The organism is Mycobacterium sp. MYCO198283, assembly GCF_021213805.1.
Taxonomy (GTDB): Bacteria; Actinomycetota; Actinomycetes; order Mycobacteriales; family Mycobacteriaceae; genus Mycobacterium.
Genome location: NZ_JAJQJI010000004.1, coordinates 255,156 through 277,855, shown reverse-complemented (window position 1 = coordinate 277,855; position 22,700 = coordinate 255,156). Strand labels below are relative to the sequence as shown.

The following is a 22,700-nucleotide window of genomic DNA, read 5'->3' as shown; positions in this document are numbered from 1 at the left end:
GACCGTCGTTACAGCGAGAGGTAGGCCTTGAGCTCGAACGGGGTGACGTGGCTGCGGTAGTCCGCCCACTCGGCGCGCTTGTTGCGCAGGAAGAAGTCGAAGACGTGCTCGCCCAACGCTTCTGCGACCAGCTCGGAGTTCTCCATCGCGGTGAGCGCCTCGCCGAGGCTGGACGGCAGCTCGCGGTAGCCCATCGCGCGCCGTTCCTCCGGGGTCAGCGTCCACACGTTGTCCTCGGCCTCCGGCCCCAGCACGTAGTGCTTCTCGACGCCGCGCAGGCCCGCGGCCAGCAGCACCGCGAACGTGAGGTAGGGGTTGCACGCGGAGTCGGGGCTGCGCACCTCGATGCGCCGCGAGGACGTCTTGCGCGGGCTGTACATCGGCACCCGCACCAGCGCCGACCGGTTGGCCGCACCCCACGACGCCGCGGTGGGCGCCTCGCCGCCGTGCACCAGCCGCTTGTAGGAGTTCACCCACTGATTGGTGACCGCGCTGATCTCGCACGCGTGTTCGAGAATGCCGGCGATGAAGGACTTGCCGACGTCGGAGAGCTGCAGCGGGTCGCCCGCGCTGTGGAACGCGTTGTTCTCGCCTTCGAACAGGCTCATGTGGGTGTGCATCGCCGAGCCGGGGTACTGGCTGAACGGCTTGGGCATGAACGACGCCCGCACGCCCTCGCCCAGCGCGACCTCCTTGACGACATAGCGGAACGTCATCACGTTGTCGGCCATGGACAGCGCGTCGGCATAGCGCAGGTCGATCTCCTGCTGGCCGGGCGCCCCCTCGTGGTGGCTGAACTCGACCGGGATGCCCATCGACTCCAGCGCGTCGATCGCGTGGCGGCGGAAGTTCGGCGCCGAATCGTGCACGGCCTGGTCGAAGTAGCCGCCGTTGTCCGCCGGCACCGGCGTGTCCTCGTCCGAGCCGGGCCGCAGCAGGAAGAACTCGATCTCGGGATGCACCATGCACGAGAAGCCCAGGTCGCTGGCCTTCGCCAGCTGGCGGCGCAGCACGTGGCGGGAGTCCGCCCAGGACGGCGAGCCGTCGGGCATCGTGATGTCGCAGAACATGCGGGCCGAGTGGTGGTGGCCGGCGCTGGTGGTCCACGGCAGCACCTGGAACGTCGAGGGGTCGGGACGGGCGACGGTGTCGGATTCCGAGACGCGCGCGAAGCCCTCGATCGACGAGCCGTCGAAGCCGATGCCCTCCTCGAAGGCGCCCTCCAGCTCGGCCGGCGCGATGGCCACCGATTTGAGGAATCCGAGCACGTCGGTGAACCACAGCCGGACGAAGCGGATGTCCCGTTCCTCCAGCGTGCGCAGCACGAATTCCTTCTGACGGTCCATGACGCGAGACTACGGTTCGGGCTGTTAATTCCGTGTTACAGCTTCAGCACCGCAGGCCCGGTGCCGGCGGCGTCAACTCGACGAGGTAGCGCTCGACGGGCTGGTCGATGCAGTCGTTGCCGCTGAACACCACGGTGTGCTGTTCGCCGTCGTAGGTGACCAGCGGCGCCTGCAGCTGACGTGCCAGTTCGACACCGTCGGCGTAGGGGGTGGCCGGGTCGCGGGTGGTCGACACCACGACGGCCTTGCCCGGACCGGGCGACGACACCGGCGCCGGGCCGGAGGTGGCGGGCACCGGCCACAGCGCGCAGATGTCGCGGGGCGCGAACCCGGTGAAGGTGCCGTAGGAGGCGAACGGCGCGACCTGGCGGATCTCGCGGTCGGCCGCCACCCAGGGCGCCGGATCGGTGGGGAACGCGCTGTCGACGCAGCGGATGGCGGTGAAGGCGTCCTGCAGGTTGGCGTAGTGGCCCGCCGGGTCGCGCAGCTGATACTCGTCGGCGAGCAGCAGCAGGTCGCCCGGATCGGTGCCGCGCGCCAGGCCCAACAACCCGCTGGTCAGGAAGTCCCAGTACCGCGGCGTGTAGAGCGCCTTGAGCGTGCCGGTGATGGCGTCGGCGTAGCTCAGGCCCCGCGGGTCGGAGGTGGGCGCCGGCGCACGAACCAGCGGATCGACCAGCGTCCGGTAGCGGGCGACCGCTTGCGCGGGGTCGCTCCCCAGGGGGCAGTCCCGATAGCGCCGGCAGGAAGCCGCGTAGGCGTCGAACACCCGCTGGAAGCCCGCCAGCTGGGAGATCGCCGCCGAGATCGGGTCTTCGGCCGGGTTGATCGCCGCGTCGAGCACCATCGCCCGCACCTGATCGGGGTGGGCCTGGGCGTAGCGGGCGCCGAGCAGCGTGCCGTAGGAGTAGCCGAGATAGTTGAGCTGGTTCTCGCCGAGCGCTTCGCGCACCACGTCCATGTCGCGGACCGTGCTGGCGGTCCCGACGCTGGACAGGAACTCCGGACCCGTGCGGGCCAGGCAGCCGTCGGCGACGGAGCGGTACACCTGCTCGATGTGGGCGACGCCGGCCGGGCTGAAATCGACGAGCGGTTCGCGGCGGTAGGCGTCGAACTCCTCGTCGGAGCGGCAGCGGATGGCCGGCGTGGAGTGCCCGACGCCGCGCGGGTCGAAGCCCACCAGGTCGAAGCTGCGCCCGAGGTCGGTCCCCGCCAGCCGGGGCGCGGTGGTGGCCACGCTGTCGACGGCCGAGGCGCCCGGACCACCCGGGTTGATGAGCAGCGTGCCGATGCGCGTGCCGCTGGCGGGGATCCGGATGACGGCCAGCTGCGCCTGGGCGCCGGCGGGGTTTGCGTAGTCGACGGGCACCGCGACGGTGGTGCACTGCGCCGTCGGCAGGGCCGCCGTGTTGTCGATCACCGCCGCACAGTCGGTCCAGGTGGGCGGCGCGACGGCGAGGCCACCGCCCGGGGTGGCGCGTGCCGACGGCGCGACGGCGCCCGCCACGAGTGCGGCGACGACGAGAACGGCCGGTGCGACCCGCCCCACCCGAGGCGCCCTGGGCGACATGGCGAACATGGTCGCACGGCCGCACCGGACCGCGGCGGCCGCGAGACCGTTGCGTGACCGGATGGCGACGGCGACGACACCCGCTCAGGCGCAGCGGGTGCCCGGCGGCGGCAGGGTGAGGTCGATGAGGTAGGCGGTGACCTTGTCGTCGATGCAGGCGTCGCTCTGGTAGGCCGCCAGGTGCTGGGTGCCCTCGTAGGTCAGCAGGACGCCGCCGAGCTGGCGGGCCAGTTCGACGCCGGCGGTGTAGGGCGTGGCGGGGTCGTTGGTGGTCGACACCACCAGCACCGTCGGCAGGCCGGGCGCCGACACCTCGCCCGGCCGGCTGGTGGGCGGCACCGGCCAGCGACCGCACGCCCCGATCGGCGCATGGCCCGTGAACTCGCCGTAGGCGCTGAAGGGTTCGACCTCCCTGCTGCGCCGGTCGGCCTCCACCCACGCCGCCCGATCCGTGGGCCACACGTTGTCGACGCAGCTGATGGCGACGAAGGCGTCGTGCAGGTTGTCGTAGTGACCGGACTGGTCGCGCCGCAGGTAGGCGTCGGCGAGCAGCAGCAGGTCGTCGCCGCCCGTCCCGGCGCGCAGCGACTGCAGCCCGCGGTAGAGCGGGGTCCACAGCTGCTTGGAGTAGAGCGCGAACTTGGTGGCGGTGATGGCGTCGCTGTAGGACAGTCCGCGACCGTCGGAGGTGGGCGCCGGCTTCTGCACGAGCGGCGCCACCAGCTGCTTGAACGTCTCGGTGGCGTTGGCGGGGTCGTCGCCGATCGGGCACTGCCCGGCCGCCGCGCAGTCCCGGGCGAAGTCCTCGAACGCTCGCTGGAACCCGGCGGCCTGGCGGATGCCGGCTTCGAGCGGGTCGAGGTTCGGGTCCACCGCACCGTCGAGCACCAGGGCGCGCACGTGCTGGGGGAACTGCTCGGCGTAGGAGGAGCCGATCGCGGTGCCGTAGGAGTAGCCGAGGTAGGTGAGCTTCTCGTCGCCGAGCGCCGCGCGCAGCAGGTCGAGGTCCTTCGCGACGTTGACGGTGCCGACGTTGGCCAGGAACGCGGTGCCCATCTTGTCGACGCAGCGCTGCACGAAGGCGCCGATCTTCGCGTCGGCGTCCGCGACGCCCGCCGGGCTGTAGTCGACGCCCGGGTCCTGCCGTTCGCGGTCGGTGTCCTCGTCGGAGTTGCAGCGGATCGCCGGCGTCGACTCCCCCACACCGCGCGGGTCGAAGCCCACCAGGTCGAACCGAGCCAGCAGGGCCGGCGGGAACGTCGGGTGCATCGAGATCGCGGCCTCGACGCCCGAGCCGCCCGGCCCGCCCGGGTTGATCACCAGCGAGCCGATCTTGTTCCCGGTGGCGGGGATGCGGATCACCGCCAGGCTCGCCCGCTCCCCCGCGGGGGCGGCGTAGTCGACCGGAACGGCGAGGGTGCCGCACTCCGCGCCCGCCGGCAGGGTCAGCGGCGCCGCCGGCTTGGTGCAGGGCTGCCAGGCGATCGCGGCGCCGACGGCCGGTGCCGGCGGCGGGGCCACCGCGGTGCCGCCCACCACGTGCGTGCAGCCCGCCGTCACCGCCAGCATCGACACGAGGGCAGCGGCGCGGCGCGGCAGGTGGCGGCTCATCGCCCACATGGTGCCACGGGGTGCCGGCGCTCCCCGCCCGTCGCGCTCAGCGACAGCGCGCGCCCTCGGCGGGTAGCTGCAGCTCCACGAGGTAGCGCGTCACCGCGTCGTCCACACAGGCGTCGGCCTGGAACACCGCCGTGTGCGCGGTCGCCGCCACCGTGAGCACGCGCGCCCGCAGCTTTCCCGCGAGGTCCACACCCGCCTGGTACGGCGTGACCGGGTCGTCGGTGCTCGAGACCACCAGCGTCGACGGCAGCGTCGGCGCCCCGACCACCGGCGGCGGCTCGGCCCGCGGCACCGGCCAGAAAGCGCAGACACCGAGCGGCGCGTGGCCGGTGAACCGGCCGTAGCTCAGAAAGGGCGCCACCTCCCGCATCCGGCGGTCGGCGTCGGCCGCAACCGCCGGATCGGTGACGCGCGGCAGGTCCACGCACCGCACCGCGATGCGGTTGTCCACCGAGTTGTCGTAATGACCGTGCGCGTCCCGGCCCATCGTGAGGTCGGCCATCGCCAGCAGGTTGTCGCCGGCGCCGCCCCGCAGCTGACGGAGGCCGTCGTCGAGGTATTTCCAGTAGCGCGGGGTGTACAGCGACTGCAGCGTGCCGCTGATCGCGTCGTTGTAGGACAGCCCGCGCGGGTCGGCGGTGGCCGCCGGGCGGGTGACGAGCGGGTCGACCAGTTGCCGGTAGACCTCGACGGCCTTGGCCGGGTCGGTGCCGAGCGGACAGTCGGGACGCTGCGCGCAGTCGGCGGCGAAGGTGTCGAAGGCCCGCTGGAACGCCGCGGCCTGCCGGAGGTCGGAGTCGACGGGATCGGCGTTGACGTCCAGGACGGCGTCGAGCACCAGCGCCCGCACGTGCTCGGGGTAAGCAAACGCGTAGGCTGCGCCGAGCACGGTGCCGTAGGAGTAGCCGAGGTAGGTGAGCTTCTCGTCGCCCAGCGCTGCCCGCAGCCGGTCGATGTCGTGGGCGACGGTGCCGCTGTCCACGTTCGCCAGGAACTCGGCGCCGGTCTTGTCGAGGCAGCGCTGCACGTAGGCCTTGGTGTCGGCGTCGATGCGCTCGATGCCGGCCGGGGTGTAGTCGACCGCCGGTTCGGCGCGCTGCCGGTCGGTGTCGGCGTCGGAGTTGCACCACAGCGCGGGGCGGGACTGGCCGACGCCGCGCGGATCGAAGCCGACGACGTCGAAGCGCTCCCGGATCTGCGCCGGATAGCCGGGCTGCTGTTGCACGGCCGCCTGCACACCCGAACCACCGGGACCGCCGGGGTTGATCACCAGCGAGCCGATCCGGTCGCCCGTCGCCGGGATCTTGATCACCGCGACCGACGCGCGGGCGCCGTCGGCGTCGTCGTAGTCGACGGGCACGCCGAGCTCGCCGCACCGCGCACCGGGCGGCGGGGTCAGCGCACCGAGGAAGTCGGCGCCGCAGTCGAACCAGACGATCCCGGTGTCGAGGTCCGGCGCACCGCGGGTGGCGTCGCCGTCGACGACCGTGCTGCAACCGGTGACCATCGCGACGGCGAGCACTGCGGCCGCCGCGCGTCTCGTCACGGCGCACATGCTGCCACGGCGTCGGTCAGGGCTTGGCGCGCAGCAGCTCTTCGAGCGCGACCGGGAATTCGTCGGCCAGCGCCCACAGGTCGGGCAGCAGCTCCGGACACGAGATGAGGCCGACGTTGAGCTTGCCGGACAGCGACATCACGGTGATGTTGAGCCCCGAGCCGTGGAAGATCGGCCCCAGCGGGTACATCGCGGCGACCCGCGCGCCGAGGAAGTACAGCGACTCCTGCGGGCCGGGCACGTTGGACAGCACCAGGTTGTGCACCGGGCGCGCCTCGGTGAGCCGCGTGTTGGCGTACACCCGCATCGCCAGGCCGAAGACGCTGGGGGCGGCGAACTGGGTCCAGTCCTGCAGCAGCGTGGCGCCGATCGCCGAACTGTGTTCCTTGGCAACGGAATTGGCCTCGGCGATGGCGCGCAGCCGCTCGACCGGATCCGCGATGTGCGTCTCCAGCCGGGAGAACATGCCCGAGACTTGGTTGCGGCCGGGCCGGTCGGACTTGTCGCGCACCGACACCGGGACCATGGCGACCAGCGGCACGTCGGGCAGCTCGCCGCGGTCGAGCAGGAACTGGCGCATCACGCCCGCGGTCAGCGCCATCACCACGTCGTTCACCTTGACGCCGAACCGGTTTTTCACCGTCTTGACGTCGTCGAGCTCCAGCTGCGAGTAGGCGATGTTGCGGTGCCCGGTGATGGTCGCGTTGAACACCGTCTTCGGCGCCCGGAACGGCCGTGTCATGGCCTGGCCGCTGCGCGCCCGCCGGATGGTCTCCACCACGCCGGCCACGGTGTTCGGCACGACGTTGACCAACCCGAGGGGACGGGTGGCGAACCGGAAGAGACCGGTGGCGGCCAGCTCGAGCGGGTTCAGCCCGCCCGGCCCCGGCACCGGGTCCGGCGGCGGCGCATCGGGTTCGGTGCTGCACAGCACCGACATCAGGTTCGCGCCGCTGACCCCGTCGACCGCGGCGTGGTGCACCTTGGTGAGCACCGCCAGCCGGCCGCCGTCGGCGGCGTCGGTGCCGGCGACGTTCTCGATGATCCACATCTCCCACAGCGGGCGGCCGCGGTCGAGCTGCAACGAGGCGATGTGGCCGCAGATCTCGGCCAATTCGTTGCGGCCGCCGGGCGCCGGCAACCCGATGCGGTGCAGGTGCCGGTCGAGGTCGAAGTCGTCGTCCTCGATCCACACCGGGTGGTCGAGGTTGAAGGCGCTGTCGGCCAGCTTCTCCCGGAACTCCGGCATGCCCTTGATGCGCAGCATCAGCGCATCGCGCAGCCGGTCGAAGGTGTAGCCGCCGGGGATCGTCGACGTGTCGACCTCCAGGATCGAGCACACATGCAACGGCTGCGCCGGCGATTCGAGGTACAGGAAGCTGGCGTCGAGCCCGCTGAGCCGTTGCATGCCGCGATGGTAGGTGGGCAGCGGTCGGCGCTGTGAGGAAGTCGACGCATCGGGTCCGTTCCGGGTTGTCCCCGGGCGATGGAATACTGGACGCCGTCAGACGAACCCGGGGACCCGCGCGCGGGCCACGAGGATCGACCCGACGATCAACCGAGGGACAACGATGTCTGAGACGTCTGTGTACGGTGCCCCATCGTCCGCTCCGCGGACTCCCGCCGAACCGTCTGCCGCGCCGCGGGTGAAGGTCCGCACCCACCACCTGCAGAAGTGGAAGGCCGAAGGGCACCGGTGGGCCATGCTCACCGCCTACGACTACTCCACCGCCCGGGTCTTCGACGACGCCGGGATCCCCGTGCTGCTGGTCGGCGACTCGGCCGCCAACGTGGTCTACGGCTACGACACCACGGTGCCGGTGACCGTCGACGAGCTCCTCCCGCTGGTACGCGGCGTGGTGCGCGGTGCTCCCCACGCGCTCGTCGTCGCGGACCTGCCGTTCGGCAGCTACGAGGGCGGCCCCGCGCAGGCGCTCGCCACGGCCACCCGGTTCCTCAAGGAGACCGGCGCCCACGCGGTGAAGCTGGAGGGCGGCGAGCGCGTCGCCGAGCAGATCGCCACGCTCACCGCGGCCGGTATCCCGGTGATGGCCCACATCGGCTTCACCCCGCAGAGCGTCAACACGCTCGGCGGCTTCCGGGTGCAGGGCCGCGGGGACGCCGCCGAGCAGACCATCGCCGACGCGATCGCCGTCGCGGAGGCGGGCGCGTTCGCCGTGGTGATGGAGATGGTTCCCGCCGACCTCGCCACGCAGATCACCGGCAAGCTGACCATCCCGACCGTCGGGATCGGCGCCGGACCGAACTGCGACGCGCAGGTGCTGGTGTGGCAGGACATGGCCGGCCTGACGAGCGGCCGCACCGCCCGCTTCGTGAAACGCTTCGGCGACGTGGGCGCCGAATTGCGCCGCGCGGCAACGCAGTACGCTGCCGAGGTGGCCAGCGGAGCATTCCCGGCCGAGGAGCACAGTTTCTGATCCGTTGGGAGGACCGACGCCATGGTGCCGCCGCCCGATCGCCATATCGAGGTGGAGCGCAAGTTCGACGTCACCGACGGCGCCGTGGCACCGTCCTTCGCCGGGCTGTCCGCGGTGGCGCGCACCGAGCAGCTGCCGTCCGTCACGCTCGACGCGCAGTACTTCGACACCCCGCGGCATGACCTGCGGGCCCACCGGATCACGCTGCGACGGCGGACGGGCGGACCGGACGAGGGCTGGCACCTGAAGCTGCCCGCCGGCGACGACACCCGCAGCGAGCTGCGCGCGCCGCTCGGCGACGACACCGACGAGGTGCCGTCCGAGTTGCGTGACATGGTGCTGGCGATCGTGCGTGACCGGCTGTTGGCCCCGGTCGCCCGCATCACCACCGAGCGCACCGTCACCCGCCTGTATGACGCCGACGGACGGCTGCTCGCCGAGTTCAGCGACGACCGGGTGACCGCGAGCCCCGCCGCCGACGGCGCGCCCGAACAGACCTGGCGGGAATGGGAGATCGAGCTCGCCGAGGACGCCGCCGACGACACCGCCCTGCTCGACCGGCTGGGCAACCGGCTGCTCGACGCCGGCGCCGAACCCGCCGCCAGCAGTTCGAAACTGGGGCGCGTGCTGACCGCCGCCGGGCCCGACGTCTCGCCGCGGACCCCGAGCGACGATCCGCTGCACCGCGCGGTCGCCGAGCAGGTCGACGAGCTGTTGCGGTGGGACCGCGCGGTGCGGGTCGACGCCCATGACAGCGTGCACCAGATGCGGGTGACCACCCGCAAGATCCGCAGCCTGATCAGCGGCGCCGAGGCATCGTTCGGGTTGACACCCGACGCCTGGCTGCTCGACGAGCTGCGCGAGCTGGCCGCCGTGCTCGGCACCGCCCGCGACGCCGAGGTGCTCGCCGAACGGTATGAGGCGGCGCTCGCCGCATTGCCCGACGAGCTCGTCCGCGGCGACGTCCGGAAGCGACTGGTCGACGGCGCGCACCGCCGCTACCGCGCCGGCCTGCGCCGCAGTCTGGCCGCCATGCGCTCACCGCGGTACTTCCGGCTGCTCGACGCGCTCGAGGGGCTTGCCGCCGCGGAGCCGCACGACGACGGCCAGTCGGCCACCTCGCTGGCGGCGGCGTACAAGAAGCTGCGCAAACGCGCCAAGGCGGCGCGCGCGGCCGGGGACCACGACGACGAGGCGCTGCACCGTATCCGCAAGGCCGCCAAAGGCCTGCGTTACACCGCATCCGCGACCGGGGCGACCAGATTGGCCGACGCCGCGAAGCGGGTGCAGAGCCTGCTGGGCGACCATCAGGACGCCGTGGTGAGCCGCGACCACCTGGCCCGCGAGGCCGCCGCCGCGCACGCCGCCGGCGAGGACACCTTCACCTACGGCGTGCTGTACCAGCGGGAGGACGAGGCGGCCCGCACGTCGCGGGCCGCGCTCGGCGACGCGTTGAAAGCCCTGCGGAAGGCGGCCGAGAAGGCCTGAGGCGGACGAGTTGGCCTGTAAGCCGGATTCTGTTCCGCACCTCCACGGTGGTCCGTGACGGCGCGGCGGCGACCATCCATCTGGGCAGCCCGTCGCCGGGTGCCTCAAGCGGCCTACCCGCAGGCTCGGGCGAGCAACCCTCGAACGCCTGCGCGGCCGCACCGGAGTGCGGCCTTCTTGGCCTTGCTTCGGGTGGGGTTTGCCGAGCCACCCCGGTCACCCGGGGTGCTGGTGCGCTCTTACCGCACCGTTTCACCCTTACCACCGCGTCGTCCGAAGACTCAGTGGTGGCGGTCTGTTCTCTGTGGCACTGTCCCGCGAGTCACCTCGGATTGCCGTTAGCAATCACCCTGCTCTGCGAAGTCCGGACTTTCCTCGAGCCCCGGAGGGCCCGCGGCCGCCCGGCCAACTCGTCCGCACCGGAACGATACCCCGCCGCGGCGCGGCGGCGACCCTTTCCGCGGCGGGCAGGCCGGGTGCTGCGGCCCTAGAGGTAGGCCGTCTGGTTGACCAGCCGCACCGACGTCGGGCCGTCGGGGTAGAACTCCGCGATCGACAGCGACGCCAAGTCGAGGTGCAGCCGGTAGAGGATGCCGGCGCCGGCGTCGAGCGCCAGCCGCAGCATCATCTTGATCGGCCCGACGTGGGAGACGACGAGCACGGTGGCCGGCCCGTGCTCGGCGACGATCCGGTCGCGGGCTCGGGCCACGCGCTGCGCGACCGCGTCGAAGCTCTCGCCGCCAGGCGGTGTCACCGACGTGTCGCGGAGCCAGGCGCGGTGCAGCTCCGGATCGCGCTGCGACGCCTCGGCGAACGTGAGGCCCTCCCAGTCGCCGAAGTCGGTCTCGATCAGGTCGTCGTCCACCGTGACCGGCAGGCCGAGTGCGTCGGCGGCCGCGGCAGCGGTTTCGCGGGCCCGCCGCAGCGGGGATGTCACCACCGCCGAGATGCCGCCCTGCTGCGCGAGGTAGGCGGCCGCCGCCGCGGCCTGCGCGCGGCCGGTCTCGCTGAGCTCGGGGTTGCCGCGGCCGGAGTAGCGGCGTTCTACCGACAGCGCGGTCTGGCCGTGCCGCAGCAGCAGCATCCGCGTCGGCCGGCCGGTCGCCCCCGTCCAGCCCGGAGAGGTCGAGGTCGCCACCGCGGCTGAGCCCGCGGCGTCCATCGCCTCGTTGGCGAGCCGGTCGGCGTGGGAGTTCTCGGCGCGCGGGATCCACCGGTAGGTGACGGCGTCGAACCGGTCGGCCACCGACTGCGCCTCGCGGTGCAGGGGCGCGATGTCGGGGTGCTTGACCTTCCAGCGCCCCGACATCTGCTCGACGACCAGCTTGGAGTCCATCGCGACGGCCACCTCGGTGGCACCCACCGCCGCGGCTTCGCGCAGCCCGGCGATCAGACCTCGGTACTCGGCGACGTTGTTGGTGGCGTGCCCGATCGCCGCCTTGGTCTCGGCGAGCACCGTCGTCCGGTCGGGCGACCAGACCACCGCGCCGTAACCGGCCGGACCGGGGTTGCCACGCGATCCGCCGTCGGCCTCGACCAGCACCCTCACGGCGTGACCCGCACGAGGATCGCGCGGCACTCGGGGCACCGCAGCACCTCGTCGTCGGCCGCGGCGGCGATCCGCGACAGCTCGCCGCGATCGAGCTCGATGCGGCAGGCGCCGCACCGGTGGCCCTGCAACACGCCGGCGCCCACACCCCCGGACGCCCGCTGCTTGTCGTAGAGCGCCAGCAGTTCCGGGTCGATGCCGCCGGCGAGCTGGCGTCGTTGCTCGGCGCGCTGCGCCCGCAGGGTGTCGATCTGCACCAGCGCGTCGTCCCGGTTGTGCCGGGCGGTGTCGGCGTCGGCGCGCAGCCCCGCCAGCGCCCGCTCCTCGGCGTCGTACTGCGCCTGCAGCTCCTCGCGCCGCTCCATCACCTCGAGCAGTGAATCCTCCAGGCTGGCCTGCCGGCGTTCGAGGGTCTCGAGTTCGTGCGAGATCTCCGCCACCTGCTTGGCCTGCACATTCGGTGAGGCGAGCAGGTTCCGGTCGCGCTGCTCGCGGCTGCGCACCCCGTCGATCTCGGCCTCGAACTTCGCGACCTCGGCGTCGAGGTCCTCCTGGGCCAGCCGCAGCGCCGCCAGCCGATCCTCCGCGGCCCGCAGTCGCTGCTGGGCCGCCTCGTGTTCCTGCTGTTCGACGAGGTGGGACTGCCGGTGCGCGAGCCGCGACAGCTCCGTGTCGATGCCGGCGAGGTCGATCAGGGTCCGTTGCTGGGTGGGGTCAGCTTTCATGGGGCACTCCGCACGGCTCGACGTTCCACGGGTCGGTTCGGACCGTCGACACCCGCACGGGCAGGGCTGCGCCGAACGCGTCGGACAGCACCGCGGCGGCCTGCGCGCACCACGGCTGTTCGCTGGCCCAATGCGCCACGTCGACCAATCCCACCGCCGATCCGCGGCGGTGTTCGTCGGCCGGGTGGTGCCGCAGGTCCGCGGTCACGTAGGCGTCGACGCCGCAGCCCGCGACCGTCGACAGCAGCGAGTCGCCGGCGCCCCCGCAGACGGCGACTCGCCGCACCGGCATCGCGGCGTCGCCCGCGGCACGCACGCCCCACGACGTCGCCGGCAGCGACCGGTGCACCCGGGCGGCGAACCGCGCGAAGGATTCGGGCGCGGGCAGCGAACAGATCCGGCCGATGCCGGCGCCCGACGGGATCGGCGCCATCGGGAAGATGTCGAACGCCGGTTCTTCGTAGGGGTGGGCGGCGCGCAGCGCGGCGAGCACCGTGGCGCGGGCGGCGGCCGGCGCGACCGCCTCGACGCGCTCCTCGGTGACCCGCTCGACGGTGCCGACCTCGCCGATCGCGGGCCGGGCCCCGTCGTGCGGCAGGAACTGCCCGGTTCCGGTGACGCTCCAGCTGCAGTGCGAGTAGTTCCCCAGGTGTCCGGCGCCGGCGGCGAAGATCGCCTCGCGCACCGTGTCGGCGTCGGGCACCGGCACGTAGACGACCCACTTGTCGAGCCCTGGCCCGGAGGCCACCGGCTCGAGCACGCCGTCGACTTTCAGCCCGAGTGCCGCCGCCAGCGCATCGGACACGCCCGGGGCTGCCGCGTCGGCGTTGGTGTGGGCAGTGAACAGCGCCGATCCCCGGCGCAACAACCGGTGCACCAGCGCGCCCTTCGGGCTGTCGGCGGCCACGGTGTCGACGCCGCGCAGCAGCAGCGGGTGATGGGCGACGAGCAGCGCCCGGTCGCCGGTCTCGTCGACGACGGCCGCGGTCGGGTCGACGGCGACGGTCACCGAGTCGACCGTCTCGACCGGATCGCCGCACACCAGCCCGACCGAATCCCAGTCCTGCGCCAGCGCCGGCGGATACGCCGCCTCGAGAACGTCGATGATCTCCCCGAGCCGAACCGCCACGCTTTTAGACAGTAGTGCGCCGCCGAGGCCGGCCGCCGCCATCCCGGCAGCGCCCGCCGCCGCTGCGGTCGGGGACAATGGCGGTGTGACCGATGTCGAGATGCAGCAGACCCGGGCCGGGCGCGCGGGCGTGCGACCGCAGCTGGTGCTGTTCGACCTCGACGGCACGCTCACCGATTCGGCGCCGGGCATCGTCGGCAGCTTCCGGCACGCGCTGGCGTCCGTCGGCGCCGCCGCCCCGCCAGACACCGACCTGGCGACGATGATCGTCGGTCCGCCGATGCACCTCACGCTGCAGTCGATGGGCCTCGGCGACCGGGCGTCGGACGCCATCGCCGCCTACCGCGCCGACTACACCAGCCGCGGCTGGCGGGACAACCGGGTCTTCGACGGCATCCCGGAGCTGCTGGCCGCACTGCACCAGGCCGGCGTGCGGCTGGCGGTCGCCACGTCCAAGGCCGAACCGACGGCGCGGCGAATCCTCGAACACTTCGGCCTCGACGGGTTCTTCGAGGTGATCGCCGGTGCCAGCCCGGACGGCGTGCGCTCGTCGAAGGCCGACGTGGTGGCCCACGCGCTGGCGCAGCTCGCGCCGCTGCCCGAGCGAATGCTGATGGTCGGCGACCGCGCCCACGACGTCCTGGGCGCCTCCGACCACGGCATCGACACGGTGGTCGTCGGCTGGGGTTACGGCCGCGACGACTTCACCGATCCGGCCGATGCTGCCCGCGCGGTCGCCCACGTCGACACCACCGCCGAGCTGCGCGAGGTGCTCGGTGTCTGACGGCCGGCCGACCGAGGACGTGGCGGGCCGATGACGCGCTGGGCGTTCCTGCTGCGGCCGGGCTGGCTGGCGCTGGCCGCGGTGGTTGCGCTGTTCGCCTACCTGTGCTTCACGGTGCTGGCGCCGTGGCAGCTCGGCAAGAACACCGCGACGTCACGGGAGAACGACCAGATCGCGCGGTCGGTGACGGCGGAGCCCGTGCCGCTCGCCGAGCTGCTACCGGCCCCGAACGCACCGGTGGGCGACGCGCAGTGGCGTCGCGTCGTCGTGACGGGTCGCTACCTCGCCGACCGGCAGGCGCTGGCGCGGCTGCGGGTGGTGGACGCCGAGCCGGCGTTCGAGGTGCTCACGCCGTTCGCGGTCGACGGTGGGCCGGTCATCTTGGTGGACCGCGGCTATGTGCGGCCGGTGGCGGGTTCGCAGGTGCCCGACATCGCGCCGGCGCCCACCGGCCCCGTCACCCTCACCGCCCGGCTCCGCGAATCGGAGTCGCGCGCCGAAGGCCGCGAGCCGCTGTTCGAGGGCCCCTTCCCGCAGGTGTACTCCATCGACACCGCGCAGGTGGCCGACGTGCTGCGGACGCCGCTCGCAGCGCCCTACCTGCAGCTCACCGACGGCCAGCCCGGCGGCCTGGGCGTCGTTCCGCTGCCGCACCTCGACGCCGGACCGTTCCTGTCGTACGGCATCCAGTGGATCGCGTTCGGCATCATCGCGCCGATCGGGCTCGCGTACTTCGCCTACGCCGAGATCCGGCAGCGGCGGCGTGAGCGCACGGCGCCCGCGCCCGTCACCAGCGAGCAGCGCCTCGCCGACCGCTACGGCCGGCGACGGTGATCACGAGCAGCGCCGCCGCGGCCTGCACCGCCCGCGCCAACCGGACAGCCCGTCGCAGGTCCGCCACCGTCGGCGCGGGGCCGTCGCCGAGCGTGGGACGGATCTCCAGCTGGTGCGCGTACTGGGTCGGCCCGCCGAGCCGGACGCCCAGCGCGCCCGCGAACGCCGCCTCGGCGACGCCGGCGTTGGGGCTCGGATGCCGCCGGGCGTCGCGGCGCCACACCCGCAGCGCCGCCGCCGGGCTGCCGCCCACCAGCGGTGCGCACAGCGCGGTCAACCCGCCGGTGACCCGAGCCGGCACGTAGTTCAGCAGGTCGTCGACCCGTGCCGCCGCCCAGCCGAAGCGGGCGTAGCGCGGCGAGCGGTAACCGATCATCGCGTCGAGCGTGTTGACCGCCCGGTAGGCCAGCGCCGCCGGCGCTCCGCCCAGCGCGTAGAGCACCGGGGCGACATAGGCGTCCGAGGTGTTCTCCGCGACCGACTCCAGGGCCGCGCGCACCAGGCCGGCCGCGTCGAGCGCGCGTGGATCGCGGCCGCACAGCGACGGCAGCAGCGCCCGGGCGGCGTCGACGTCGCCGGCCTCGATCAGACCGGCGAGCCGGGCAGCGGTGCGCGCCAACGATTCTCCGCCCAGCACCACCCACGTCGCGGCCGCCACCACCGCGCCCTCGGCCACCGGACCGACGGGGCGCGCCGCCCGCTGCAGGGCCATGCCGAGCACCGCGACGGCACCGACCGCCAGCAGTTCGTGGCCCACGCCGGCGCAGCGCCGGTCGGAGTAGGTGACGCGCTGCAGCGCGGCGGCGGCGGCGCCGAAACCGGCGACCGGATGTCCGCGCGCCGGATCGGTCACCAGCCGGTCGGCGAGCGCGCCCACGGCGATGCCGGCCGCCACCACCCGCCGATCGCTCACGGTCCGCAGCTTGTCACTGCGCGTCGCGGCGTCGGCGACGAGGTGTGCGCTCGGGGCGTTGCGCCGGCACCTACTCCGTCGGGGTGAAGAGCGCGACCGTGCTCAGTTGCCAGGACGTGCCGTTGCACTCCAGCGGGTTGCCGTCCGGTGCCTGTGCCAAGCCACGCTCGCCGACCCGGCACGGCTCGCCGAAGCGCCGCTCACCGATGAGCGGCGCCGTCGGCACCCAGAACTGTGTGGGGTTGCACATGTACGTGTTGCCCGCCGCGTCGAGGCCGAAGTCGTAGGCGAGGCTGAACGGGCAGGTGCCGCGGGGCGTGATGTTCCGGTCTACAAAGGGCACGCAGTACGCATCGTTGCAGGGGGCCGCCGTCGCCCCGCCCGCCATCAGCAGCGGAGCGGTGATCAGTCCGCCGATCACCCCGAGCAATGCCGCCCACCTGGCCATGACGTCTCCTCAACGGCTCGTGCCCCGACCCGGTCAGCGTAGGAGGCGCAGACCGGAGGCGGGCCGGATTTCCGACACCCGCATCTCCGACACCCGCATTCCCCGGCGCAACGCGGCCGAACCTGCCAATTGGCCGTTTCGGCCAACGACGGCGGGGTATTGGAGGCGGTGCGACACCCGTCGCACCTCCGTCCGAAGTTCGGCCCGGAGGTCTACGAAGGGATGTGAAATGCGAATTGCACTCGCTGCGCTCATGATGTCGGCCGGCCTGCTGCTGGGCGGGGCCGGTGTGGCCGCCGCCCAGCCGGTGGTCGCGAGCCCCGCCGCGCACGTCGCGGTGGTGGCCGCGGACAACGAGGACGACGGCGGCGACAACGGCCTGTGGGGTCTGCTCGGCCTCGCGGGCTTGGCGGGCCTGCTGGGGCTGCGGCGTCGTCCCGATCACCAGGGGGTTGACCGGACGGGCGGCGCCACGCCGCCGCGGGGCTAGCGACTCCCGGCGCCCGGGGGCAGCGTTTCGGCGCTGTTCCCGGGCGCTGTGCTGTGCGCAACCGGTGGGCGTGGACGGTATCGAACCGCCGACCGCTGGTGTGTAAATGCCTTTGACCAGCGTTTATTGCATTTCACCGTGTTCGCTCTGTACCTATATGTCCAGGTCAGCGGGTTGCGCCTGTCTCGCCCTGTCTTCACCATCTCGCGCGTTTCTGCGGGTCTTGGCACACTCTTGGCACAGCGGGGGTTTTGGACAGTAGCCGATGGAGGAGCCGCGGGTGCATTGCCACGCAGGAAGATACGCCCCCCTTCGCCCCTCTTTTCGGCTCACGATCAGAGCGTGCGTCCAGACGGCCGCAAGACTTCGTGTCGCGTGTGCGCCCCTCCAGGCGTTCGGTCAGTCGGCCGTGTCATTGCCGGCCCCAAGAGCACCCGAACCAACCGTCGTGCCGCCACAACGAACAGGTGATTAACCGCGAACCTTGGAACCGGGCGGCCCCTCGCGGTGGTTTACGCCGGACCAGTCGACACCGGCTGTCGGCGGTAACCATCAGGCACCGTCACCACTTGGGGTAAGCGGCGCCGCAAACGCCGAGGAACGCTGATTGCAGTCCTAACCGGCCAGCGCTTCAATTGCCGCTTTGAGCCTATCGGCAACTTCTTGGGCGATCGGTTGCAGTTCGGGTTCGTCGGTGACGTCTACAAGCAATTGGGGGTTCATGGCCTCGACGAGTGTGAGTTCCGGGTCGTCAGGGTCGCTGCGTACTACGACATTGCATGGCAGGAGCAGGCCAATCTGACGGTGCGCCGTGATCGCACGGTGGGCCAGCGGTGGGTTGCAGGCGCCAAGGATCAGGTAGTTCTCCATGTCCTCATCGAGCTTGTTCTTCAGTGTCGCTTTGACATCAATTTCGGTGAGAACGCCAAATCCTTGCTGGGACAACACTTCCCGGGTGCGGGCCACGGCGTCGTCGAATGGTAGTTTCAGGCTCGTGGCTAGCGCGATGCTCATAATGACTCCTTTGTCGTGGTTAGTTAGGCCAGCGCGAGGAAGAGCTTTTCCAGTTCCGCTTCGGTCATGGGCTTGTCGGCGCCGGCCTGCTCACCGGTAACGCATTCCCGCAATCCGGTGGCCACAATCTTGAAGCCGGCGCGGTCGAGTGCGCGGGAAACGGCCGCCAGCTGTGTGACGACGTCTTTGCATTCGCGGCCGTTCTCGATCATCGAGATGACGCCGGCGAGTTGGCCTTGGGCCCGGCGCAGCCGGTTGAGGACCGCATCGATGGCTTCTTGGTCGCCGACCATGGCATTTCCTTTCATCGCCCCTACGCCAATATTACCCGAGGGGGTATTTGACGTCTCGAGTCAACGGTTCAACCTTTCAAAGCATTGCCGCTGGCAGGGCGTATCTCCGTGGCGATCAGCTTCGCGCGTGTGGCGCTTCACGTAGTTGACCGGTGATCGTCGCGGCATCGCAGGTGGCGCCGGCGCGGTTGTGGGGAAGCCGGGCCAGCAGCATTCCCATGGCGCAGGTGTTGGTCAGCGCGGCTACGGTGAGGCCGGCGCCGATCGCGAAGGCGATCCACTCTAGGTATGGAACGAATGCGCTCAGGAGAATGCTGACGGCGACGATGAGCCCGGCGGCCAGGCGTACCTGCCGCTCCAGGTCCCAGCGCTGCACGCCGCGGTTGACGGCGAAACCGTGGGCCGCCCACCCGGTGATGCCCCCCGCCAAGATGTGGACGTTCGGCAGACCGGCTTTGCGCAGCGTCTGCTCAGCCTCATTGGCGCGTTGTCCGGAGCGGCAGATCAGGACAACCTGCTGATCGAGGTGGCCAGCGATGTCGTCGCGATGCTTCCGCAGTAGGTCCAGCGGCACGTTGTAGGCACCGTCGATGTGCAGGGTCTCGAACTCCGCGGGGGTGCGGACGTCGATGAGGCGCGGCGGATTGGCCGAGGCGAGCAGTTCCTGCAGCTCGGCGGCGTCGATCGTCGTGTTCGTCATGGATCAGGGACCTCCTATCGGTTGATCGAAGATACCCATGGGGGTATCGTCGCCTTCGACGCTAGCATACCCAGAGGGGTATTCGTCAGACGGAAATATATACCCCTGGGGGTATTGTAGGAATATCTAGCGGGCCGTCATGAACCAAAGCCCGAAACACGACTGAGAGGAATTCCAATGATCCTGGAGCAGTACTACATCGAGTGCCTTTCGCACGCGTCTTACCTGATCGGCGACGACACCACCGGCCGCGCAGTGGTGGTCGATCCGCGCCGTGACATCAGCGATTACCTGGCCGACGCAAAGAAGTTCGGGCTGACGATCGAAGGGGTGATCAACACCCACTTCCACGCCGACTTCGTGTCGGGCCACCTGGAGTTGGTGGATGCGACCGACGCATGGATTGGCTTCGGCGAGGTCGCCGAGACCGACTACCCAATCCGCCGGCTGGCCGACGGCGAGCACGTGTCTCTCGGTGAGGTTGATCTGGAGATCTTGTCGACCCCGGGCCACACCTGGGAATCGATCAGCGTGCTCGTCCGCGACCGTGCCGGGGCCGAGCCGGTGGCCGTGCTGACCGGGGACTCGCTGTTCATCGGCGACGTCGGCCGTCCGGACCTGGCGAACATCGGTGACAGCTCGACGAGCGACCTGGCTCGGGCGATGTACCGCACGCTGCACGGCACGCTCATGACGCTGCCCGACAGCGTGACGGTGATGCCTGCCCACGGCGCCGGCTCGTCGTGCGGAAAGAATCTTTCGAGCGAGCTGACGTCGACGATCGGGGACCAGCGGGCGAGCAATCCGTCGGCGCAGCCAATGACCGAGGAAGCGTTCGTCGCGATGCTGACCGCGGGCCAGCCCGCCGCACCGGCGTACTTCGCCTCCGACGCCGCAATGAACAAGCGCATCCACCCCCTACTGCAGGCGGACCGCACCGTGCCCGAGATGACACCTCAGCAGATCCGCGCTGCGCTCGATGCGGGGGTGCGGGTGCTCGATGCCCGCAGCGTCGAGGACTTCGCCGCCGGGCACCTGCGCGGGACGGTCAACGTCGGCTTCGACGGCCGGTTCGCCGAAACCGGCGGCATGGTCGCCGACGTCGGTGAGCAGATCGCCCTGATCACCTACCCGGGTGACGAGCAGCAGGCCGCGCTGCGCCTGGCATGTATTGGTTCCGATGACGCCATTGGCTACCTCAACGTGAGCCGCGACGGGCACTTCCCTGCCGAACTCGCCGACCTCGTGCAGGCCGCACAACGCACTACGGTCACCAAACTCGATGAGCTGCTGGCCGAGGACGCAGTGACGCTGGTCGACATCCGCAACCCCGGTGAACGCGAGGGCGGCGCCATCCCCGACTCCCTGCACATCCCGCTCGCCCAGTTGCGTGTGCGTCTCGGCGAAGTGCCCGCCGACAAGCCGATCGTCGTGCACTGCGCCGGTGGCTGGCGTTCCAGCGTGGCCGCATCGGTGTTGCGCGCCAACGGCATTGGGCAGGTCTCCGACCTGCTCGGCGGCTACAACGCGTGGGCCGACGCCCACGCCGCAGTCTGACGTGACTGCTCGAGCAAGGAATTCACGCGATGTTGCACCGCCGATCAAACGGGTAGGGGAATTGTCATGGCGTTCGCGGTAGGCCTGGCCCTGGGTGCGCTGATCGGCGTGCTGCTGGGGCTGCTCGGCGGCGGGGGGTCGATCCTCGCCGTCCCGGCGCTGGTCTACGGGATGGGTTTCGACGTCGAGCAGGCCATCCCCATCTCGCTGATCGTCGTCGCCGCGGCCTCAGCGGTCGGGGTGCTGCCGAAGATCCGCGCCAAGCAGGTGCGGTGGCGCATGGCCGCAATCTTCGCCGCCGCCGGTATACCGGCCACGGTTGCCGGCAGCGCCATCAGCGCTCTGCTGCCCCAGTCGGTCCTGATGATCGGATTCGCGGTGGTGATGGTGGTCGCCGGCATCCGCATGCTCGCCGACCAGGGCGCCACTGGCACGGCGTGCAAGATCGAGGCCGGCCAGGTCAACTGGCGTCGCTGCGCGCCCCGATCGATCGGTGCCGGCCTGCTGGTCGGGTTGCTCACCGGACTGTTCGGCGTTGGCGGCGGCTTCCTCATCATCCCGGCCCTGGTGGTGGCCCTCGGTGTCGAAATGTCCACGGCCATCGGCACCTCGCTACTGATCATCATCGCCAACTCCGTCACCGGCGTCTTCTCTCACCTCCAGGGAATCAACGTCGACTGGCAGGTCACCGCCGCCTTCGTCGCCGCGGCGATGGCCACCGCACTGGTCGCCGGATACTTCGGCACCAAGACCGACACCACCCGGCTACAGCGCTGGTTCGCCTACCTGGTGTTCGCCGTCGCCGCCTACGTGCTCGTCGACACCCTCATCCTCAACTGACCCAACGATCAAAGGAACAGAACATGGACGTCTCGATCGTCGAAACCTCCGGACTCGGAGACCGCAGCTACCTGATCACCCACCACGGCATCGCCGTCGTCGTCGACCCGCAACGAGACATCGACCGCATACTCGCCCTCGCCGAAGAGAACGAGGTCCGCATCACTCACGTGCTGGAGACTCACCTGCACAACGACTACGTGACCGGAGGACTGGAACTGTCACGCACCGTCGGCGCCGACTACGCGGTACCCGCCGGGGATGACGTCGACTACAGCCGCCGCCCGGTGGCCGACGGCGACATCATCGACGCCGGACCGATCCAACTGGAAGTGCTGCACACCCCCGGCCATACCCATCACCACGTCAGCTACGTGCTCCGCGACGACGCCGGCGCCGTCCACGGCGTGTTCACCGGAGGCTCGATGCTCTACGGCACCACCGGACGCACCGACCTCATCGGACCCGACGACACCGAGGAACTGTCACACGCCCAGTACCACTCGGTGCACAAACTCGCCGACCGCCTGCCCGCAGATACTGCGATCTACCCGACCCACGGCTTCGGCAGCTTCTGCTCGGCTACACCAGCATCCGGAGACTCCTCGACCATCGAAGAGCAGCGCAACACCAACCCGGCCTTGACCAAAGACGAGCAGAGCTTCGTCGACGAACTACTCGCAGGACTGTCTGCCTACCCGGCGTACTACGCCCACATGGGTGTCATCAACAGCGAAGGACCCGCACCAGTGGACCTGACGCCACCGGCACCGATCGACCCCACCGAGCTGCGCCGCCGGATCAACGCCGGCGAATGGGTCGTGGACCTACGCACCCGCACAGCATTCGCCGCCGGACACCTACCCGGCACCTACGGGTTCGAACTGTCGGGCTCATTCGTCAGCTACTTCGGCTGGCTCTACGACTGGGGCGCCCCGATCACAGTGATCGGAGACTCGCCCGAACAGGTCGCCGAGGCCAAACGGGAACTTGTGCGCATCGGCGTCGACCGGCTCACCGGCGCCGCCACCGACGACATCGACACACTGGCCAACGGCAGCCGTATCGGATGCTATCCCGTCGCCGACTTCGCCCGTCTCGCAGAAGAACTCGGCACCGGATCGCCTTCCATACTAGACGTGCGCCAAACCCACGAGTACGACGGAGAGCACATCCCCGGCGCCACCAACATCCCCCTCCACGAACTGCCCGACCGCCTGGATGACGTGCCCGCCGGACCCGTCTGGGTGCACTGCGGATCGGGCTACCGCGCCTCCATCGCGACGTCGCTGCTCGACCGCGCAGGTGTGGACGTCGTCTTGATCGACGACGCCTTCGCCAGGGCCAGCGAGCAGGGCCTGACTACAACCCAACCTCGTGCATGGTAGGTGTGCACGGAAGATCCCG

21 protein-coding genes and 1 other RNA gene are annotated in these 22,700 nt (G+C 71.0%); 8 read left to right on the top strand and 14 right to left on the bottom strand.

Going from position 1 to position 22,700, the window contains the following annotated elements:
• Positions 1 to 8 precede the first annotated feature (8 nt).
• The 5 genes from LV457_RS10235 to LV457_RS10215 all read right to left on the bottom strand — a co-directional run bounded on the left by LV457_RS10235 (position 9) and on the right by LV457_RS10215 (position 7,499).
• A complete protein-coding gene (locus tag LV457_RS10235) occupies positions 9 to 1,346 on the bottom strand; it encodes a glutamine synthetase family protein (RefSeq protein ID WP_232170671.1) in 1,338 nt (445 codons plus the stop codon).
• Between the two features lie 43 nt (positions 1,347 to 1,389).
• Entirely contained in the window at positions 1,390 to 2,916 is a 1,527-nt protein-coding gene (locus tag LV457_RS10230; protein WP_232170670.1) for an alpha/beta hydrolase, read from the bottom strand.
• Between the two features lie 84 nt (positions 2,917 to 3,000).
• Positions 3,001 to 4,536: an alpha/beta hydrolase gene (locus tag LV457_RS10225; RefSeq protein WP_374198800.1), complete on the bottom strand. Its 1,536-nt coding sequence runs from the start codon at positions 4,534 to 4,536 to the stop codon at positions 3,001 to 3,003.
• A 37-nt stretch (positions 4,537 to 4,573) separates the two neighbouring features.
• Positions 4,574 to 6,091 (bottom strand): alpha/beta hydrolase, encoded by a 1,518-nt coding sequence (locus LV457_RS10220; protein ID WP_374198799.1) that lies wholly within the window; start codon positions 6,089 to 6,091, stop codon positions 4,574 to 4,576.
• 16 nt (positions 6,092 to 6,107) lie between these two features.
• Entirely contained in the window at positions 6,108 to 7,499 is a 1,392-nt protein-coding gene (locus LV457_RS10215) for a wax ester/triacylglycerol synthase family O-acyltransferase (RefSeq protein WP_232170668.1), read from the bottom strand.
• A gap of 163 nt (positions 7,500 to 7,662) precedes the next feature.
• On the opposite strand from LV457_RS10215, the gene panB reads away from it, so the two are divergent.
• Both panB and LV457_RS10205 read left to right on the top strand, forming a co-directional pair.
• Positions 7,663 to 8,529 carry a 3-methyl-2-oxobutanoate hydroxymethyltransferase gene (panB, locus tag LV457_RS10210; RefSeq protein ID WP_232170667.1) on the top strand — a complete coding sequence of 289 codons (867 nt, stop codon included), beginning with the start codon at positions 7,663 to 7,665 and terminating at the stop codon, positions 8,527 to 8,529.
• 21 nt (positions 8,530 to 8,550) lie between these two features.
• Positions 8,551 to 10,017 carry a CYTH and CHAD domain-containing protein gene (locus LV457_RS10205; protein ID WP_232170666.1) on the top strand — a complete coding sequence of 489 codons (1,467 nt, stop codon included), beginning with the start codon at positions 8,551 to 8,553 and terminating at the stop codon, positions 10,015 to 10,017.
• A gap of 2 nt (positions 10,018 to 10,019) precedes the next feature.
• Here the strand turns inward: LV457_RS10205 and rnpB are convergent.
• From rnpB to LV457_RS10185, 4 genes are all read right to left on the bottom strand, one after another.
• Positions 10,020 to 10,430, bottom strand: an RNA gene (gene rnpB, locus LV457_RS10200) — RNase P RNA component class A.
• Between the two features lie 74 nt (positions 10,431 to 10,504).
• On the bottom strand, positions 10,505 to 11,566 hold the full coding sequence (locus LV457_RS10195; protein WP_232170665.1) for a bifunctional RNase H/acid phosphatase: 1,062 nt from the start codon (positions 11,564 to 11,566) through the stop codon (positions 10,505 to 10,507).
• The gene (locus tag LV457_RS10190) at positions 11,563 to 12,291 is read right to left on the bottom strand and encodes a zinc ribbon domain-containing protein (RefSeq protein ID WP_232170664.1); all 729 of its coding nucleotides are present in this window, start codon (positions 12,289 to 12,291) and stop codon (positions 11,563 to 11,565) included. The genes LV457_RS10195 and LV457_RS10190 overlap by 4 nt, the downstream gene beginning before the upstream one ends.
• Positions 12,281 to 13,462 (bottom strand): Nif3-like dinuclear metal center hexameric protein, encoded by a 1,182-nt coding sequence (locus LV457_RS10185; protein WP_374198797.1) that lies wholly within the window; start codon positions 13,460 to 13,462, stop codon positions 12,281 to 12,283. The genes LV457_RS10190 and LV457_RS10185 overlap by 11 nt, the downstream gene beginning before the upstream one ends.
• A 58-nt stretch (positions 13,463 to 13,520) precedes the next feature.
• Here LV457_RS10185 and LV457_RS10180 point away from each other — a divergent pair, with 58 nt between their 5' ends.
• Both LV457_RS10180 and LV457_RS10175 read left to right on the top strand, forming a co-directional pair.
• Positions 13,521 to 14,204, top strand: coding sequence for an HAD-IA family hydrolase (locus tag LV457_RS10180; RefSeq protein ID WP_232170961.1), 684 nt, complete (start codon positions 13,521 to 13,523; stop codon positions 14,202 to 14,204).
• Between the two features lie 30 nt (positions 14,205 to 14,234).
• Positions 14,235 to 15,038 (top strand): SURF1 family protein, encoded by an 804-nt coding sequence (locus LV457_RS10175; protein ID WP_232170662.1) that lies wholly within the window; start codon positions 14,235 to 14,237, stop codon positions 15,036 to 15,038.
• On the opposite strand, the gene LV457_RS10170 is transcribed toward LV457_RS10175, so the two are convergent.
• Both LV457_RS10170 and LV457_RS10165 read right to left on the bottom strand, forming a co-directional pair.
• Positions 14,992 to 15,951 carry a cobalamin biosynthesis protein gene (locus LV457_RS10170; protein WP_232170661.1) on the bottom strand — a complete coding sequence of 320 codons (960 nt, stop codon included), beginning with the start codon at positions 15,949 to 15,951 and terminating at the stop codon, positions 14,992 to 14,994. The genes LV457_RS10175 and LV457_RS10170 overlap by 47 nt on opposite strands.
• A gap of 70 nt (positions 15,952 to 16,021) precedes the next feature.
• A complete protein-coding gene (locus tag LV457_RS10165) occupies positions 16,022 to 16,399 on the bottom strand; it encodes a hypothetical protein (protein ID WP_232170660.1) in 378 nt (125 codons plus the stop codon).
• A gap of 229 nt (positions 16,400 to 16,628) precedes the next feature.
• On the opposite strand from LV457_RS10165, the gene LV457_RS10160 reads away from it, so the two are divergent.
• On the top strand, positions 16,629 to 16,889 hold the full coding sequence (locus tag LV457_RS10160) for a WGxxGxxG family protein (protein ID WP_232170659.1): 261 nt from the start codon (positions 16,629 to 16,631) through the stop codon (positions 16,887 to 16,889).
• Positions 16,890 to 17,504: 615 nt separating this feature from the next.
• Here LV457_RS10160 and LV457_RS10155 read toward each other — a convergent pair.
• From LV457_RS10155 to LV457_RS10145, 3 genes are all read right to left on the bottom strand, one after another.
• Positions 17,505 to 17,903, bottom strand: a complete 399-nt coding sequence (locus tag LV457_RS10155) for a DUF302 domain-containing protein (protein ID WP_232170658.1) — start codon at positions 17,901 to 17,903, stop codon at positions 17,505 to 17,507.
• 23 nt (positions 17,904 to 17,926) lie between these two features.
• A complete protein-coding gene (locus LV457_RS10150; protein ID WP_163923118.1) occupies positions 17,927 to 18,196 on the bottom strand; it encodes a metal-sensitive transcriptional regulator in 270 nt (89 codons plus the stop codon).
• A 115-nt stretch (positions 18,197 to 18,311) separates the two neighbouring features.
• Positions 18,312 to 18,896 carry a rhodanese-like domain-containing protein gene (locus tag LV457_RS10145; RefSeq protein ID WP_232170657.1) on the bottom strand — a complete coding sequence of 195 codons (585 nt, stop codon included), beginning with the start codon at positions 18,894 to 18,896 and terminating at the stop codon, positions 18,312 to 18,314.
• A 177-nt stretch (positions 18,897 to 19,073) separates the two neighbouring features.
• On the opposite strand from LV457_RS10145, the gene LV457_RS10140 reads away from it, so the two are divergent.
• The 3 genes from LV457_RS10140 (at position 19,074) to LV457_RS10130 (ending at position 22,681) form a co-directional block, all read left to right on the top strand.
• Positions 19,074 to 20,453 (top strand): rhodanese-like domain-containing protein, encoded by a 1,380-nt coding sequence (locus LV457_RS10140; protein ID WP_232170656.1) that lies wholly within the window; start codon positions 19,074 to 19,076, stop codon positions 20,451 to 20,453.
• Positions 20,454 to 20,519: 66 nt separating this feature from the next.
• On the top strand, positions 20,520 to 21,293 hold the full coding sequence (locus LV457_RS10135) for a sulfite exporter TauE/SafE family protein (RefSeq protein ID WP_232170655.1): 774 nt from the start codon (positions 20,520 to 20,522) through the stop codon (positions 21,291 to 21,293).
• A gap of 23 nt (positions 21,294 to 21,316) precedes the next feature.
• Positions 21,317 to 22,681, top strand: coding sequence for a rhodanese-like domain-containing protein (locus LV457_RS10130; RefSeq protein ID WP_232170654.1), 1,365 nt, complete (start codon positions 21,317 to 21,319; stop codon positions 22,679 to 22,681).
• The last annotated feature ends 19 nt before the right edge of the window (positions 22,682 to 22,700 follow it).